The following is a 16,398-nucleotide window of genomic DNA, read 5'->3' on the forward strand; positions in this document are numbered from 1 at the left end:
CCGCGCGCGGAGCTTAATTAGAAACCGAGAAGTAGAGAGAGTTTGGCCGTTCTTGATGCCGGACCAGAGAACATAGTTTTATGTCGAAACGCGATTATTACGAAGTCCTCGGCGTCGAGCGCGGCGCTTCGGATGCAGAGCTGAAGAAAGCCTACCGCCGGGTGGCGATGAAGTTTCACCCGGACCGTAACCCCGATGATGCGGAAGCGGAAAACAAGTTCAAGGAAGCCAATGAGGCCTACGAGATCCTGTCGGATTCCGAGAAGCGCGCAGCCTATGACCAGTTTGGCCACGCCGGTGTGGAAGGCCAGATGGGCGGTGGTGGCGCCGGTGGTTTCGGTGGCTTCTCCGATATTTTCGGCGATGTGTTCGGCGATATCTTCGGTGGTGGCGGCGGTGGCCGTCGCGGCGGCCCGGCGCGCGGTTCCGATCTGCGCTATGACCTGGAGCTGGATCTGGAAGACGCAGTGCGCGGTACCACAGTTAAGATTCGCGTTCCGACCCTGGCGTCCTGTGGTACCTGTAGCGGTTCCGGCGCCAAGCCCGGCTCCTCCCCGCAAACCTGTGGCACCTGTGGCGGTGCCGGCCAGGTGCGCATGCAGCAGGGTTTCTTCTCTGTACAGCAAACCTGCCCCAACTGTCGCGGTCGCGGTACCACTATCTCCGATCCCTGTGGCAGCTGCCACGGTCGCGGTCGCGTAGAGGAAACCAAGACTCTGTCGGTTAAGGTTCCGCCCGGTGTGGATACCGGTGATCGCATTCGCCTGTCCGGTGAAGGTGAGGCCGGACCGGACGGCGGTCCCGCCGGCGATCTCTATGTACAGGTGGTGGTAAAAGAGCACGACCTGTTCCAGCGCGATGGCAAAAACCTCTACTGCGAAGTGCCGATCAGTTTTGTTTCCGCAGCCCTCGGTGGCGAGCTGGAAGTGCCGACGCTCGACGGCAAGGTGAAGCTGAAGATTCCGGCAGAGAGCCAGACCGGCAAGCTGTTCCGCCTGCGCGGCAAAGGCGTTACCCCGGTGCGCGGCGGTGCAACCGGCGACCTGCTGTGTCGCGTTGTAGTGGAGACTCCGGTAAACCTGTCCGGCAAGCAAAAAGACTTGTTGCAGGAGTTCGCCAATACCCTCAGTGAAAAGAAAAATTCACCGCGTCAAACCGGTTGGTTTGAAGGGGTGAAGAACTTCTTTGGGGATATGAAGCTTTAGGGCGAAAATCCGGCTGGCCTGAAGCTTAACCGCTTCAGGCCAGTTTTATTGGCTGGGCTGGGCCCGCAGTCTATTTGCCACTTCACTGATAAATTCCATCTGTATTTTCTGCACTTCGCGCATTTGTGTTGTGCTTAAAACCTCCCGCAATTTCTCCAGACTCTGATTGCTAATTACAGCCATTTCTGTGCCTATTTCGCTGCGCAGTTTGGGGCTGAGGGTCACCTTGTTATCGCCCAGTAATCCATGGCTTTTTAGCACCGCTTTTTTCTCGGCAAAACTCTGCTGCAGAATGGGGACTACCACCTTTTTCTGTGCGGGGGTGAGCTGCAAACGCAGCGTCACCCAGTCGGTAATATCATCATATTTTTCCCAAAAATCGGCACTGACACCTTGCTGTTGGGCGGAAACCGGTGCGCTGCCAAAAGCCAAGCTTAGGGAAATAACCACTGCCAGAATATGTGGCAGCTGGTTGGACAGGATCATCAGTCGCATATTGGCGCTCCATTTACCCTCCCGCTAAAGCGTAGCAGTGGCTGCCACGTTTGTTTCGCGCCCTGGTAATTTTATAGTTATTTTTTATTTCCTTTTCTAATGATTGCTCCAATGGGGGACGCGGCGCTTTGTTTTTAGGGGAGATCCTGCCCCCTGCAACGGGGGCTCAATTTCGGCGGTAATTAGCCTGGTGTATGAGTGCTATGGACGTTTTCTTCCTCCTTTGGAGTCTGTGAGATCAGTGCTCATTCCCACTTTTAATACTCGACTGACAAAGGATTGTAGAAATATGTATACCGCCAAGGAAACGAAAATCATAGAGCAATATAATTCCGAGAGGACGCCCTATGAGCTGAAAGAAAATATGATGGCGCGCAACCCGATCCTATCCGAAGATTGCCCCTGGGTAGAGATTCGCGGGGTTTTTGCTTCGGTAACAATAACCGGGAATACCAGCTGGATTCCCCTGGTAAATACGCTTTACGCTCGCGGATGTCGAAAGATGGCCATCTTCGGTGGGCGACACGGAAGCATTCTGAACCCCTCGCAGAATAATGGCGCACTGTATGGATTAATGTGGGATGCGGATCACTTCGCAGGAGACAAACAGGCGGCGACAGAGACCAGAAAACACCTGCTGGACTGCGAAATTACCTGTGTTGATCTGAAGGAGGAGACCTATAGCCGCTCTTCCGATAACCTGAAAAAATTGACCCGAGAGTATTACGGTAAGGGATACAAAATTATATATGCCTGGTGCTACTCGCTGTTTGCCTTTGAAGAGGTAAACCCCACGAATATTGAATACTTTCAGGAAAACCCGGAAGCGGCAAAGCTCCTCAACGAGAGTTTTGCCAAGTGCAGTATCCATAAATTAACGGATATCAGTTGGAGTTGGTGGAGTCCAGCGTGATGCCGCTTTGAGGTGCTTCCCCCTGAGGTACCGTGTAAGCCAGCTTTTGCCGGTGGAAAAATAGTTATACCTCTGCGGGCGGACTCTGGCGGCTTATTCTTTTGCACCAGAGTCGCCCTCCGTTTAAACGTTACACAAGCGCCACTTTACTGCCGCAGATGGGGGCCGGCGCTGTCCCCTCTGGGTATCTATGCGCGCTACTGGGGGCGATGTAGAATCCGAAATCTTATGGACTCGGATTGGAGTGGTGAAATGGCGGTGAAGGTAGCGGTAACGGGCTTTGGTGGCCGTATGGGGCGGGCGTTGGCAGAGGCCCTGTCCCTGTCCGATAGGGCTGAACTCTCAGCGGCCGTAGTGCGGCCGGGTTCCAGTTTGGTCGGCGCCGATGCCGGCGAAGTTTCCGGCCTGGGCCGCAGTGGTCTGGCTATTGTGGATAGCCTCGATCAGGCGGAGTTCGACGTGCTGATCGATTTCACCGCCCCCCAGGCCACGGTGGAAAATGCCGCCTATTGTGCGGAGAAAAACCTTCCCATTGTGATCGGTACTACCGGTTTTGATAGCGAGGAAAAAGCCGCAGTGTTGGCGCGTGCGGACCAGGTGCCGCTGTGTCTCGCCAGTAATTTTTCCACCGGGGTAAACCTGTGCTTTAAATTGCTGGAAACCGCTGCGCGGGTGATGGCGGAGGAGGCCGATATCGAGATTGTCGAGGCCCACCACCGCCACAAAGTGGACGCACCTTCCGGCACGGCGCTGAGTATGGGGGAGGTGATTGCCGAAACCCTCGGCCGCGATCTGGACAAGGTGGCGGTTTACGGCCGCGAGGGCCAGACCGGTGCCCGCGATCGCGAGACTATCGGTTTTGCCACCGTGCGCGGTGGCGATGTGGTGGGCGAACACTCGGTGATGTTTCTGGCGGAGGGCGAGCGCGTTGAAATTGGTCACCGCGCCAGCAGCCGCCTCTCCTTTGCCCGTGGCGCGGTGCGCGCGGCGGTGTGGCTGATGGGGGAGGGCGGCGCCAGTCGGGCCGCCGGTCACTACGATATGCGCGATGTGCTCGGTCTGAATTAACCCGGACTCGAACAAATATCTTCAGCGTCTACAGGGGCGCTGTGCGGTTTTTTGTACTTTTATTTACCCGGTATTTTTTTGTGTAAACCCCAAAGGCCGGTGATATTCCCGCGACCGGCCACCCTGCAACCTTTCTGTGAGGGCGCCTGCTTGGAAAACAAATTGATTGTCGGCAGTGAGGAGTGGTGCGGATTTCCCGCGCTGGGTATCCCGGCGATTAAGGCGCGTGTGGACTCTGGGGCCAAGACCTCCTGTTTACACGCTTACAATATCCATACCTTTAAGCGCGACGGCGAATCCTGGGTCAGTTTTGAGGCGCACCCACTACAACACCGCAACCGCCCATCGGTGCGCTGCGAGGCGCGACTTTTAGACCGGCGCCTGGTGCGCAGCTCCTCTGGTGAGAGCGAGAAGCGCCCGGTGATCCGCACATCCCTGTCGATTGGCGGCAGCGTCTGGGATATCGAGCTCACCCTGACCAACCGGGACAGCATGGGCTACCGCATGCTGCTGGGGCGCGAGGCCATGGTGGGGCGCATGTTGGTGGACCCGGCGGAGAGTTTTTGCCTCGGCGATATACCGAAAAGCCAGCTGGATGAATACTACCGGGACGAGCACCATATCGCCGGTACCGGCCTGCGTATCGGCTTGCTGGCCTCCAATCCGGACCTGTACAGCAACCGCCGGATTATGGAAGCGGGGGCCGAGCGCGGCCACCGTATGACCTTCCTGGATGTGCGCCAGTGCTATATGAAGCTGGATGCGGATGAGCCCGAAGTGCACTACCGGGATGGCAGAATTCTCAATAATTTAGATGCGGTGATCCCCCGTATCCGCCCCAGCCAGACGTTTTACGGCTGTGCGCTGACGCGGCACTTCGAGAGTCTGGATGTCTTTGCCCTCAACGGCTCTGCCGCGATCAGTCAGTCGCGGGACAAGCTGTTTTCCCTACAACTGTTGCAGCGGAGCGGCCTGAATATTCCCACCTCCGGATTCGCCAACTCCCCAGTGGATACCAACGAGCTGATTGAGATGGTGGGCGGTGCGCCGCTGGTGGTGAAGTTGCTGGAGGGGACTCAGGGGCGCGGCGTGGTCCTGGCGGAAACCCGCAAGGCCGCAGAATCGGTAATCAATGCGTTTAAGTCTCTGAAGGCCAATCTTCTCGTGCAGGAGTTTATTCGCGAGGCCCAGGGCAAGGACCTGCGCCTGTTTGTGATCGACGGCCGGGTGGTGGCTTCAATCCAGCGGGAGGCGGCGCCGGGGGAGTTTCGCGCGAATATTCACCAGGGCGGTACGGCATCGGTGGTCAAGGTGACTCCGGAGGAGAAGCGCCTGGCGGTCAAGGCCGCTAAGGCGCTGGGCCTCAAGGTGGCCGGTGTGGATATTATTCGCTCGCGCAAGGGGCCGCTGCTGTTGGAGGTGAATTCCTCTCCGGGGCTCGAGGGGATTGAGAGTGCCACGCGCAAGGATGTGGCCGGAGCCATGATTATGTCGATTGAAAAGGCCTTGAAGTGGCGCCCGGCGGTGGCGGCGGAGGAGGGCTAGCGGCGCCTGGCAAAGACCCGGTGGGGGGCTGGGTGTTGGGCTAATCTACATAGGTGGCCGGGCGTTTTGCTGGCGCGCAGATTAGAGTTGCAGCGGGCTTTTGCCGCTTGCAGATACCAGCCCCGCAGCTTCTCTTGGGGAGTTGCAAATCCTAGGGTTTGAGCTTCTATGACGATACGCCGCCCCCGTTCACTCCGCGCGATATCCGCTCTGCTACTGTTCCTGGTCGCACTGTTTTTTGCTGCGGGCGCCCGGGGGGCGGTGCAGCTCTCCGATACGCCCCTGGGGCGGCGGGTGATGGTGGATTACATCGTACACTTCGCCTATCACCTGCAGTGGCCGGTCAATGCCTTTTCCAATAGCCGTGCCCCTTTCAAAGTGTGCCTGATGGGTGGGGATTCTCTCAGTGAGCCGCTGGCGGCGCGCTTTAAGAACCAACGTATCGACGGGCGCACGGTGGAGCTTGAGAAAATTGAAGTGGCGGAGATGCTGCGCGCGCGCAAGTGTCAGATAGTGGTGCTGAGCACCCTGGACCGGGCCACGCTGCTCAAGGCGCTGATCGCGCTGGAGTTCTTCCCGGTGCTGACCGTCAGCGACGCCGAGCGCTTCGCCGCCACCGGCGGTATGATCGAATTTGCCGACAGCGGCCGCGAGGTGGCCCTGCGCATGAATAAGACCATGCTGGAGAGGGCGGAGCTGAAAATGGGCAGCAGTCTTTTCCGCCTGGGGCGCAAGCCGGAGTGAGATTTTCAGGGGAAGTAGCCTGGCGCATTTTTGCACTAGCGTCTAGCGGCGAATTCGCGTAGAATCTGCGCCCGATTTGGGCCGGTGCCGCGAAGCTGAATCGCGCAGCGTGAGCCTACTAAAAAGCTGGCGGCAAGCGTCGGCCACTTTGTGAGAATCACGCGTGAACAGATTTTTAAAGCGAGATGAAGCTGCGATGTTTCATCTCGCTTTTTTATGCGCGCGCCAGTCAGGAGCCGCGTGCTCCGAAGCCCGCAAACCCCGCCCGGAAGCAGTTCTGAAGATTGGAGTTCAATTTGACTAAAGCTGTCCCTACGTCGGAGGCCTTCATGCCCCACAACTTTATGCAGAGTACAACTCCCGCGCTGCTGGTGCTCGCTGATGGTAGCGTCTTTGAAGGACGCGCAATCGGTGCCCACGGCAGTTCTGTTGGCGAAGTAGTGTTCAACACATCCATGACCGGCTACCAGGAGATCCTCACCGACCCCTCCTACGCCCGCCAGATTGTGACTCTGACCTACCCGCACATCGGCAACACTGGCACCAACCAGGAAGACGAAGAGTGCGCTGATATCTGGGCCGCCGGCCTGGTGATCCGCGACCTGCCGCTGCTGGCCAGCAGCTTCCGCAATGAGCAGTCCCTGGAAGACTACCTGCGCGAGCGCAATATCGTCGGTATCGCCGATATCGATACCCGCCGCCTGACCCGCCTGCTGCGCGACAAGGGCGCACAGAGCGGTTGCATCGTCGCCGGTGACAATATCGACCGCGAAGAAGCCCTGGTCAAGGCCAAGGAATTTGCCGGTCTGAAGGGTATGGACCTGGCCAAGGTGGTGAGCACCAAGGAAGCCTATACCTTTAGCGAAGGCACCTGGGAACTGGGCGAAGGCCACAAGGCCGCGCCGGAGCAGCCCTTCAAAGTAGTGGCTTACGATTTCGGCGTGAAGCGCAATATCCTGCGCATGCTGGTGGATCGCGGCTGCGATATCACCGTAGTACCGGCGGAGACCCCGGCCTCCGAAGTACTGGCGATGAATCCCGATGGTGTGTTCCTGTCCAATGGCCCCGGTGACCCCGAGCCCTGCGAATACGCGATCGCCGCTATCCGCGAAATCCTCGACGCCGGCATCCCCACCTACGGTATCTGCCTGGGCCACCAGCTGCTGGGCCTGGCGGTGGGCGGTAAAACGGCCAAGATGAAGTTCGGTCACCACGGTGGTAACCACCCGGTACAGGACCTGAACAGCACCAAGGTGATGATCACCGCGCAGAACCACGGTTTCGAAGTGGACGCCGACAGCCTGCCGGACAATGTGGAAGTTACCCACAAGTCCCTGTTCGACGGCACCTTGCAGGGTATCCAGCTGAAGGACAAGCCGGCCTTCAGCTTCCAGGGACACCCGGAGGCGAGCCCGGGCCCACACGATGTGGCGCCGCTGTTCGACCACTTTATCGATTTGATGAAAGAGCGCGCCTAAGGGCGCAGCCGCTCAGGGTAGGGCAAACAACCGCCGCTTTTGCGGCGGTTTTAAGGAGACTCTGAATAACGCCGTAATACCTCTGCGGGTCCTTGAAGGCTGCAGATGTTAGGCGCAGCTCGCCGCGAATGGCCATAGCCCTTGGCAAGAGCTGCAACGCAGCAGCTGTGGCCTTCAAGGACCGCCCTTCGGGGCTTGCAGAGCGATTCACACTCCGCGTTGCGACTTCTTGAAAGGTCTAGACATTCCTGCGAAGCCGCGCCTTGATTGTGAACCGCTCTGCAAGCCAGAGGCATCACGGAGTTGTTTAGAGTCTCCTTAACAAGAAACGAATGAAATTTAGCGCAGCCGGCCTTTGCCGGTAGTAGAACGGAAGAAAGATGCCAAAACGCACAGATATCCAAAGCATTCTGATTATCGGCGCAGGCCCCATCGTGATCGGCCAGGCGTGCGAATTTGACTACTCCGGCGCCCAGGCCTGTAAGGCGCTGCGCGAAGAGGGTTACCGGGTGATCCTGGTGAACTCCAACCCGGCCACCATCATGACCGACCCGGCCATGGCCGATGCCACTTACATCGAGCCGGTGGAGTGGCGCACCGTTGCCAAGATTATCGAGCAGGAGCGCCCCGACGCCATCCTGCCCACCATGGGCGGCCAGACAGCACTGAACTGCGCCCTGGACCTGGACAAGCACGGTGTCCTGAAGGAGTTCAATGTCGAGCTGATCGGTGCGGACAAAGACGCTATCGAGAAAGCGGAAGACCGCGACCTGTTCGATAAGGCGATGAAGGCCATCGGCCTGGAAACTCCGCGCGCCAAGATCGTCCACTCCATGGAAGAGGCGAAGAAAGTACCGGAAGAGTTCGGCTTCCCGGTGATTATCCGTCCGTCCTTCACCATGGGTGGTTCCGGTGGCGGTGTGGCCTACAACTGGCCGGAGTTTGAAGAGATCTGTAAGCGCGGTCTCGACCTCTCCCCCACCAACGAACTGTTGATCGACGAATCCCTGCTCGGCTGGAAAGAGTACGAGATGGAAGTGGTTCGCGATAAGAACGACAACTGCATCATCGTATGTTCCATCGAGAACTTTGACCCGATGGGCGTACACACCGGTGACTCCATCACCGTTGCCCCGGCGCAGACGCTGACCGATAAGGAATACCAGCTGATGCGTAACGCCTCTATCGCGGTATTGCGTGAGATCGGCGTTGAGACCGGCGGCTCCAACGTACAGTTCGGCGTCTGCCCGAAGACTGGTCGCGTGGTGGTGATCGAGATGAACCCGCGCGTATCCCGCTCCTCCGCCCTGGCCTCCAAGGCCACCGGCTTCCCGATCGCCAAGGTCGCGGCCAAGCTGGCAGTGGGTTACACCCTGGACGAGCTGCAAAACGACATCACCGGCGGTGCGACCCCGGCGTCCTTCGAGCCGTCTATCGACTACGTTGTCACCAAGATTCCGCGCTTCACCTTCGAGAAATTCGGTGAAGCCGATGCGCGCCTGACCACCCAGATGAAGTCTGTGGGTGAAGTGATGGCGATCGGCCGCACCTTCCAGGAATCCCTGCAAAAAGCGCTGCGCGGCCTGGAAGTGGGCAGCTTCGGTCTGGAAAGCAAGATCGACCCGAGCAAAGACGGCGCCGAGAACCGCCTGCGCAGCGAGCTGTCCGTACCGGGCGCCGAGCGCATCTGGTATGTGGGCGACGCCTTCCGTATGGGCATGAGCGTCGACGAAATTTACGACCTGTCCGGTATCGATCCCTGGTTCCTGGTGCAGATCGAAGAGCTGATCAAAATCGAAGAGCCGCTCAAGTCCCTGCCTACCTCGGCACTGACCACAGAGCAAATGCGTTTCCTCAAGCGCAAGGGCTTCTCCGACCGCCGCCTGGCAGACCTGCTGGGGGTGAGCCAGAAGACCGTGCGCGAATTCCGCCACAAGTTGGGGATTTTCCCATCTTACAAGCGCGTGGACACCTGTGCCGCTGAGTTCAGCACCTCCACCGCTTACATGTACTCCACTTACGATGAGGAGTGCGAAGCGCAGCCGTCTGACAAGAAGAAGATCATGGTACTCGGCGGTGGCCCCAACCGTATCGGCCAGGGCATCGAGTTCGACTACTGCTGTGTACACGCCGCTCTGGCGATGCGCGAAGACGGTTACGAGACCATTATGGTCAACTGTAACCCGGAGACTGTTTCCACCGACTACGATACCTCCGACCGCCTCTACTTCGAGCCGGTAACTCTGGAAGACGTGCTGGAAATCGTTGCCAAAGAAAAGCCGGAAGGCGTGATCGTACAGTTCGGCGGCCAGACTCCGCTGAACCTGGCGCGCTACCTGGCCAACGAAGGTGTGCCGATTATCGGTACCACCCCAGAGCAGATTGACCGCGCCGAAGACCGCGAGCGCTTCCAGCAGATGATTATGCGTCTCGGCCTCAAGCAGCCGAAGAACGCCATCGTGCGCTCTGTCTCCGAAGCCATCCAGGCGGCGAAAGACGTGGGCTACCCGCTGGTTGTGCGCCCGTCTTACGTACTGGGCGGCCGCGCTATGGAGATCGTCTACAAAGAAGACGAACTGCTCACTTATATGAAAGAAGCGGTACAGGTTTCCGACGAAGCGCCGGTACTGCTGGACCACTTCCTCAACGCCGCTATTGAGGTGGATATCGATGCGGTATCCGATGGCAAGGACGTTGTGATCGGCGCCATTATGCAGCACATTGAACAGTGTGGTGTTCACTCCGGTGACTCCGCCTGCTCCCTGCCGCCTTACAGCCTGCCGGCGGATGTGCAGGACCGTATGCGCGAAGAAGTGAAAGCTATGGCCCGCGAGCTGGGCGTAGTCGGCCTGATGAACACCCAGCTGGCCTACCAGGATGGCGAGATCTACGTGATCGAGGTGAACCCGCGCGCTTCCCGTACCGTACCTTTCGTCTCCAAGTGCATCGGCACTTCACTGGCGAAAGTGGCTGCGCGCTGTCAGGCGGGTATCAGCCTGCAGGAGCAGGGCTTTACCGAAGAGATCGTACCGGACTACTACTCCGTTAAAGAGTCTGTATTCCCGTTCAACAAGTTCCCGAAAGTGGACCCGATTCTCGGCCCCGAGATGAAATCCACTGGCGAAGTGATGGGCGTAGGCGCGACTTTTGCAGAAGCTTTCGACAAGGGCCTGGTTGCCGCCGGCGATCGCCTGCCGGAGTCCGGCCGCGCGTTTATCTCTGTACGTGATTTCGATAAAGCCGACGCTGTGGGTGTTGCCCGCGATCTGGTGGAGCTGGGCTTCGAGGTAATTGCCAGCCGCGGCACCGCCAAGGTCTTGCAAGAAAACAATATTCCCGTTACAACCGTCAACAAGATGAGTGAAGGTCGTCCGCATATCGTCGATATGATTAAGAACGACGAGATTGCACTGGTAGTGAACACCACCGAAGGACGTCAGGCGATTCGCGACTCTGCGGATATCCGCCGCAGTGCCGAGAACCACCAGGTGTGTTACACCACCACCCTGGCGGCGGCTCAGGCCATGGCGATGGCTATGCGCCAGGAGCAGCCGCTCCAGGTTCGCCGCCTGCAAGACCTGCACCAGCGTGTAGTAAAGCTGTCTTAATCGCTTTAAAGCCAATTTGTGAAATCCAACCGGGCCCCGTGATATCACTGGGCCCGGTTTCGTCGTAACAATAATGGAGGTCCCACATTGAACCGGGTACCAATGACCGTTGAAGGCGCAGAGGCGCTGCGCTCAGAGCTGGACAATCTGAAGAAAGTTGAACGCCCTACTGTTGTACAGGCGATTGCTGAAGCGCGCGAACACGGTGATTTAAAGGAAAATGCCGAATACCACGCGGCGCGGGAGAAGCAGGGCTTTATCGAGGGCCGTATTCAGGAAATCGAGAGCAAGCTGTCCCATTCGTTGGTGATCGATGTGAAAACCATCGAGCCCAGTGACAAGGTAATTTTCGGCACTACGGTAACGATTATTCACCTGGATGACGATAAAGAAGTCACTTACAAAATTGTCGGCGACGATGAAGCCGATGTGAAACAGCACAAGATTTCGGTGAACTCGCCGATTGCCCGCGCGCTGATTGGCAAGGAAGTGGGTGACATAGTGGTAGTCCAAACCCCTTCCGGGGCGGTGGAGTACGAAATCGACGCGGTTGCGCACCTGTAAAAACAGCGCTTTAGGAGCTGGCCAGGGGCGAGCGCAGGCCGCTACCCCCTGTTAGCTGTCGCGCAAGGCAGGAAAAATCCGGAGCTTTTATTAAACAAGGGCTTCGGATTTTTTTATGCGCGCCAGTTGGCGTTGTGGCAATCGCGTGCCCCCTTACTGTATGACCACGGCCGTATTCCCGGTGCCAGTTTGGGTAATATTGGCAGACTGTGAGAATCCGTTTTGTAACACGGTTGTGGAATTCATACTGCCGGATTGGTTCACAATCACCATATGGCCGCCCCCCATTCCGCCACTGCCGTCTTGCATAATCGCGGCTGAGTTTAGGAAGCCGTCCTGTGTGATAAAGGCGCTGTTATACCAGGACACCTGGGTAATCGTAGCGGTATTGCCCTCGCCATCCTGGTAGATATCCAGTTCGTTGTACATGTCGGATTGGGCAATATCCGCACTGTGGGACGTGCCGATCTGCTGGAGGCTGGCATAGTGCCCGATACCCTCCTGACTGATCATTGCCTCGTGGCCCGAGCCCTGTTGGAAAATCATCGCATCGGCGCTAAAGCTGGCGTTTTGCTCAATTAGGGCACCGTGTAGATCTCCCTCCTGTGCTATCACCGCCAGATTATCACTGCCCTGGTGCTGCTGGATTTCAGCTTCGTTATCCGATCCGACCTGGTGTATTGTCGATGCGCCATTTTGGCCTGTCATCTGGTAGCTGCTGGCGCGGTTATAAAACCCCGATTGGACTATCTCTACACTGTTGCCAATGCCCCCTCTCTGTAAGCTGTAGCTGTCATTAAAGCTACCTTCCTGTGTTTGAATGATGCTGCTTTCTATCTCGTTTTGTTGGATGGCTTCCGCCGTATGTCCTGTGCCCTCTTGCGTTATTTCCAGCTGATTATCGATGGCATTAATATCAGTTTGATCGGTTGAAACGGAATTGCTGCTGCCATTTTGGTTGATAAGTGTGGAGTTCTCTCCCGCATGCAGCAGACTGCTCGTCGATAGCGCCAGTGCCAGTGGTATTAAGGTCAGTTTCTGCACGGTCAACTCCGTTTGACAGTAGGCCCGATGATTAAATGCGCACAATTGTTGCCAGGCAAAACGATCGCTCTATAGGGGTTCAGTAATACCGCGTGAGTAATTTTGTGGGACTGGATAAGGGCAGAGTAATTGTCGCCAGTGATACATCGCAGTTATTTCTTTGTGGTTAGATAATTTTCCCGATGTGTATTGCTAAGTTCTGTGGTACTGCTGGGCCAGAGGGAAAGAATACACTGGACTCAAAATTTGCTGTCAATATCTCCCGTAAAACTCACAGGTATCCATACCTTATGTGCTCCCGGGGTTGTACCGCACTTCACCCTCAAGGCGCGACTTCATCGGGGTATCGGCAAATTATGCAGAAACCTTAGAGTCTGTTTCGTTACTGGTATGAGTTTTATTGCAAGTCCGAGCTGTTGCCATAGGAAATTAGCACCTAAAAAATGAGAAAATATTCCTGCAACTGGGGCTCTCTTGTGAAGTTAAGTAGTTAGCGCAAAGTGACGGCACTTGTTTTTTTGATTGCTTCTTTATAGGGGCGTCTACAAGGACAGCCCTGCTACTGGTGTCGATAAGATTACTTATTTACTGCTGAATAATACCGGTATTGTTATCGCCATACTGCGAGGCGTTGGCGGTTTGGTTTGCGTTTGTCTGGAAGGTTTGGTGGGAGTTACCTGTGCCTATTTGCAGGGTTGCTGCTGAGCTATACATGTCGCTTTGATTTATAGTAGCGGTGTTCATTGATCCTACCTGGGTGGATGTCGCTGTTACAAACATGCCCGGCTGTAAAGTGGATACTGTATTGTTGTCTCCACTTTGAGTGATCGTAATAGAGCCATCCTGATTGCTTTGCACAGCGCTGATGGTGTTGGAATTGCCAACCTGGTTGGCACTGATTAAATGGGAGGAGCCTGTCTGGGTGTATCCGGCGCTATTCATATTGCCGTTTTGTATAGAGGCCGTCGTATTTGAGTCGCTGTTTGCATGGCTAACCGTGGCCATATTTTGACTGCCGCTTTGTTCCAGTGTTGCGACATCTGAGGTGCTGGTATTCTGGTTGATAATGACCGTATTATCGTTGCCGAGCTGCCCAACGGAACTGACACTCAGTGTCGCATTAATTTGATTAATGGCCACTGAATTATTGTTGCCATCTTGATAAACCTCGGCTAGCGTATCGATAGAATTTGCCTGAATGGTATTAATAAGATTGCTGACACCGACTTGCTCTTGGTCGATTAGATTGAGATAGCTATTGGTCTCCTGAATAGCTGAAACTGTATTCAGGTTACCTGTTTGGGTCTGGTTGATCGTATTTTCGATTGCGGTGGAATCAGCTTGATTGACAATAACACTATTTGTTAGGCCGGTCTGGGAAATGGTGGCGGTATTATCTTCGGCGATAGTACTGTAACTGGCTGTGCAAAGTATTATTGCAATTGCCAGGCTCTGATAGCGTATCATTCCTGTCTCCGCGAAATTTCAACGTTCAGTTAACGGAAATTTTGACTCGTTTAAAGTGAATCTATTGACCGGCTTGGCGAAAGTAAAAAGGCCTACCCCAAGGTTGGCCTTAACTGAGCTATTACTGGCTAATACCTACAAAATTTGAATTTCCTACTTGAGAGGTTGTGGCACTGTTGTCATCATTAACTTGTGTTATCGCAATGATATTATTGTCTCCGATTTGAGTAGCCATGGAACTATTTAAGTCGCCAGTCTGGGTAATGGTGAACTGGTTAAGGCTGCCATCTTGGTAGGCTTCTGAAGCGTTATCTAAACCGGTCTGAATAACAAAGGCAAAGTTACTCGTCCCCACCTGCTCAGTGTATGCCCAGTTATCCTCGCCACTTTGTGTGTGGATTAGATTCTGGCTGTCGCCACTCTGGAGGCCTTCGCTGTAGTGGTCATCATCCACCTGGGTAAATGAAAGGGTATTGAAGGAGCCATCCTGGTAGGAGCGGGTTGTGTTATTCATGGCCACATTTTGTGTGTGGGTGGATAAATTGCTGGTGCCCGCCTGGATAAGAGTGACCGAATTGCCGCTACTGTTATCTTGTATCACTGAGGCAATATCACCGTCTCCTGTCTGGGTAACTAGCAAGGTATTGGATGAGCCACCATCCTGGAGCAGTAGAGCGGTATTGTCGTCACCAGATTGATTGACGATCATTAGATCATCTGTACTGCCAATTTGTAACACATCGGCGAATTGCGGCCCGCCACTTTGGGTGATAATCATAACGCTGTTCACAGAAAAACTCTGGACCGTTAAGGCGAAATTCCCATCATCAATTTGATTAATTGTCACTAGGGTTGAGTCGGAGTCATCCTGGAAAGATTCCGCGAAATTCATATCCCCATTTTGGACCTGGATAATGACGCCAGAACTGGTGTTGTTAAATTGTTCCGCGTAGACTTCGTTGTTGTCCCCGATCTGGGTCTGATTAATTAGACCGTCTTTAACGGTCGTATCGCTCAGGTCCGCAGTGGCCATATTATCGATGCCGGATTGGTAGAGAATGGCAGTGTTTTCTGTAGCGAGAGCTCCGCTGCCTGTAATCGCCAGAAGAAGACCGGCGGCGATAGGCTTGTATTTGTTCATCTGTAACTCCATGGCGGTGTCAAATATCGATAGACAGCTTTTCACGAACAATCAGAAATCAGCATCATTTGATAGTGAGGTGGTCGGGCACAATACCTCCGTATCTAGAGTTTGTGAGGAGGTTGGGATGCCCCCGGCTGCTTTTACTGCATCACATCACCGGTGAAATATCATTTTTAACAGAAGCTTGATACTGACTAGAGTTTTGCTGATCCCGCTGGTTTCAGCCATAGGACGGAAGTATCGAAAATTTAGGAAGAAAGTTCTGTTTTTAGAGGTCGTCGCGGGGATTGTCCGTCGGGTTGTTATCGGTGTCTGTATGGATTGAGGATAGGGTAGTTTTTGAGGGTATAAAATTTCTGAGATATTTAACGGGCTCGGAATTTGTATAAAGCCCGGCGCCGTATCGATTTGCTTGGGGAGCATACCTATGTATGCGATGGCTAGACTTATTCTGTACAATTTTGCGCGCGGGCGTTTGCTCCGCAGATTAAGTTGCCGCTGAAACCGCATCTCGTGGGCTGTTGTAAAAATTAGAGATTGGGCTGGATACTTTTAATCGTATTGATTGATGGTAGTTACAGTGGCAGTGCCGGTCACGGTGACAGCGGTATGTAGGCCATTGCCACTTTGATAAATATTGACCGTATGCCAGCTGCCTATTTCTTCGACTTGAGCGCTGTTTTGCAGCCCAAATTGGGATATCCCGGCCCTATTGCTGATGCCATACTGGTTTATATCGATAAAGTTCTCATAGCCTACTTGTATCAGGGTTGAGAAGTTATAGTCGCCCACTTGGTTCGATGTCACTATATTGTCCTCCCCTGACTGTGTTACCGAAACGATATTTCGGTTTCCATCCTGGTGGGCGTATGTGTAGTTATTGTATCCACTCTGCTGGATATGAACATTGTTGACGCCGCCCTCCTGATTGATGACGGCCAGATTTGACACCGAATAAAGGTTGGCTGTACTCAGCTCACTGGTTACAGCCAATTCACTGCTGGCGTCCATATCAGAGGACAGACTAATAGTGGGTATTAGCGGGAGTGCGGAGATTAGAGTGGCGTGAACGACTTTTCTAATTCTGTGGCACATCTTTTTAAAACCTTGAAAATACGGATCT

Annotated in this window: 13 protein-coding genes and 1 pseudogene; 9 read left to right on the forward strand and 5 right to left on the reverse strand. The window is 55.0% G+C overall.

Features of this window, described 5'->3' with window-relative positions:
- Positions 1 to 80 precede the first annotated feature (80 nt).
- Complete coding sequence (dnaJ, locus tag ACJJIF_RS18475) at positions 81 to 1,205, forward strand: molecular chaperone DnaJ (protein ID WP_444929748.1); 1,125 nt, start codon at positions 81 to 83, stop codon at positions 1,203 to 1,205.
- A 45-nt stretch (positions 1,206 to 1,250) separates the two neighbouring features.
- Here the strand turns inward: dnaJ and ACJJIF_RS18480 are convergent, their stop codons facing one another.
- A complete protein-coding gene (locus ACJJIF_RS18480) occupies positions 1,251 to 1,700 on the reverse strand; it encodes a hypothetical protein (protein ID WP_444929749.1) in 450 nt (149 codons plus the stop codon).
- A 289-nt stretch (positions 1,701 to 1,989) separates the two neighbouring features.
- On the opposite strand from ACJJIF_RS18480, the gene ACJJIF_RS18485 reads away from it, so the two are divergent.
- The 8 genes and pseudogenes from ACJJIF_RS18485 (at position 1,990) to greA (ending at position 11,620) form a co-directional block, all read left to right on the forward strand.
- Positions 1,990 to 2,613 (forward strand): hypothetical protein, encoded by a 624-nt coding sequence (locus ACJJIF_RS18485; RefSeq protein WP_444929750.1) that lies wholly within the window; start codon positions 1,990 to 1,992, stop codon positions 2,611 to 2,613.
- Between the two features lie 252 nt (positions 2,614 to 2,865).
- Positions 2,866 to 3,681: a 4-hydroxy-tetrahydrodipicolinate reductase gene (dapB, locus tag ACJJIF_RS18490; RefSeq protein ID WP_444929751.1), complete on the forward strand. Its 816-nt coding sequence runs from the start codon at positions 2,866 to 2,868 to the stop codon at positions 3,679 to 3,681.
- 99 nt (positions 3,682 to 3,780) lie between these two features.
- A pseudogene (locus ACJJIF_RS18495) lies at positions 3,781 to 4,233 on the forward strand (ATP-dependent zinc protease family protein); the annotation flags it as partial.
- An 84-nt stretch (positions 4,234 to 4,317) separates the two neighbouring features.
- Complete coding sequence (gene rimK / locus ACJJIF_RS18500; protein WP_444932381.1) at positions 4,318 to 5,226, forward strand: 30S ribosomal protein S6--L-glutamate ligase; 909 nt, start codon at positions 4,318 to 4,320, stop codon at positions 5,224 to 5,226.
- Between the two features lie 168 nt (positions 5,227 to 5,394).
- A complete protein-coding gene (locus tag ACJJIF_RS18505; protein WP_444929752.1) occupies positions 5,395 to 5,970 on the forward strand; it encodes a YfiR family protein in 576 nt (191 codons plus the stop codon).
- A 329-nt stretch (positions 5,971 to 6,299) separates the two neighbouring features.
- The gene (carA, locus tag ACJJIF_RS18510) at positions 6,300 to 7,448 is read left to right on the forward strand and encodes a glutamine-hydrolyzing carbamoyl-phosphate synthase small subunit (RefSeq protein WP_444929753.1); all 1,149 of its coding nucleotides are present in this window, start codon (positions 6,300 to 6,302) and stop codon (positions 7,446 to 7,448) included.
- A 380-nt stretch (positions 7,449 to 7,828) separates the two neighbouring features.
- Entirely contained in the window at positions 7,829 to 11,056 is a 3,228-nt protein-coding gene (gene carB, locus ACJJIF_RS18515) for a carbamoyl-phosphate synthase large subunit (protein WP_444929754.1), read from the forward strand.
- A gap of 87 nt (positions 11,057 to 11,143) precedes the next feature.
- Positions 11,144 to 11,620 (forward strand): transcription elongation factor GreA, encoded by a 477-nt coding sequence (greA, locus tag ACJJIF_RS18520; RefSeq protein WP_444929755.1) that lies wholly within the window; start codon positions 11,144 to 11,146, stop codon positions 11,618 to 11,620.
- 153 nt (positions 11,621 to 11,773) lie between these two features.
- Here the strand turns inward: greA and ACJJIF_RS18525 are convergent, their stop codons facing one another.
- From ACJJIF_RS18525 to ACJJIF_RS18540, 4 genes are all read right to left on the reverse strand, one after another.
- A complete protein-coding gene (locus ACJJIF_RS18525; protein ID WP_444929756.1) occupies positions 11,774 to 12,664 on the reverse strand; it encodes a hypothetical protein in 891 nt (296 codons plus the stop codon).
- Between the two features lie 585 nt (positions 12,665 to 13,249).
- On the reverse strand, positions 13,250 to 14,131 hold the full coding sequence (locus tag ACJJIF_RS18530) for a hypothetical protein (RefSeq protein ID WP_444929757.1): 882 nt from the start codon (positions 14,129 to 14,131) through the stop codon (positions 13,250 to 13,252).
- Between the two features lie 121 nt (positions 14,132 to 14,252).
- Positions 14,253 to 15,272, reverse strand: coding sequence for a hypothetical protein (locus tag ACJJIF_RS18535; protein ID WP_444929758.1), 1,020 nt, complete (start codon positions 15,270 to 15,272; stop codon positions 14,253 to 14,255).
- A 555-nt stretch (positions 15,273 to 15,827) separates the two neighbouring features.
- Entirely contained in the window at positions 15,828 to 16,370 is a 543-nt protein-coding gene (locus ACJJIF_RS18540; protein WP_444929759.1) for a hypothetical protein, read from the reverse strand.
- Positions 16,371 to 16,398 lie beyond the last annotated feature (28 nt).

The organism is Microbulbifer regidiadema (SeqCode) (assembly GCF_052467605.1).

What these genes read in the sequence shown, in the direction of transcription:
- dnaJ (WP_444929748.1), top strand. Translation starts at nt 81, where the DNA reads ATGTCGAAACGCGATTATTACGAAGTCCTCGGCGTCGAGCGCGGCGCT.
- ACJJIF_RS18480 (WP_444929749.1), bottom strand. Translation starts at nt 1,700, where the DNA reads ATGCGACTGATGATCCTGTCCAACCAGCTGCCACATATTCTGGCAGTG.
- ACJJIF_RS18485 (WP_444929750.1), top strand. Translation starts at nt 1,990, where the DNA reads ATGTATACCGCCAAGGAAACGAAAATCATAGAGCAATATAATTCCGAG.
- dapB (WP_444929751.1), top strand. Translation starts at nt 2,866, where the DNA reads ATGGCGGTGAAGGTAGCGGTAACGGGCTTTGGTGGCCGTATGGGGCGG.
- ACJJIF_RS18505 (WP_444929752.1), top strand. Translation starts at nt 5,395, where the DNA reads ATGACGATACGCCGCCCCCGTTCACTCCGCGCGATATCCGCTCTGCTA.
- carA (WP_444929753.1), top strand. Translation starts at nt 6,300, where the DNA reads ATGCCCCACAACTTTATGCAGAGTACAACTCCCGCGCTGCTGGTGCTC.
- carB (WP_444929754.1), top strand. Translation starts at nt 7,829, where the DNA reads ATGCCAAAACGCACAGATATCCAAAGCATTCTGATTATCGGCGCAGGC.
- ACJJIF_RS18530 (WP_444929757.1), bottom strand. Translation starts at nt 14,131, where the DNA reads ATGATACGCTATCAGAGCCTGGCAATTGCAATAATACTTTGCACAGCC.
- ACJJIF_RS18535 (WP_444929758.1), bottom strand. Translation starts at nt 15,272, where the DNA reads ATGAACAAATACAAGCCTATCGCCGCCGGTCTTCTTCTGGCGATTACA.
- ACJJIF_RS18540 (WP_444929759.1), bottom strand. Translation starts at nt 16,370, where the DNA reads ATGTGCCACAGAATTAGAAAAGTCGTTCACGCCACTCTAATCTCCGCA.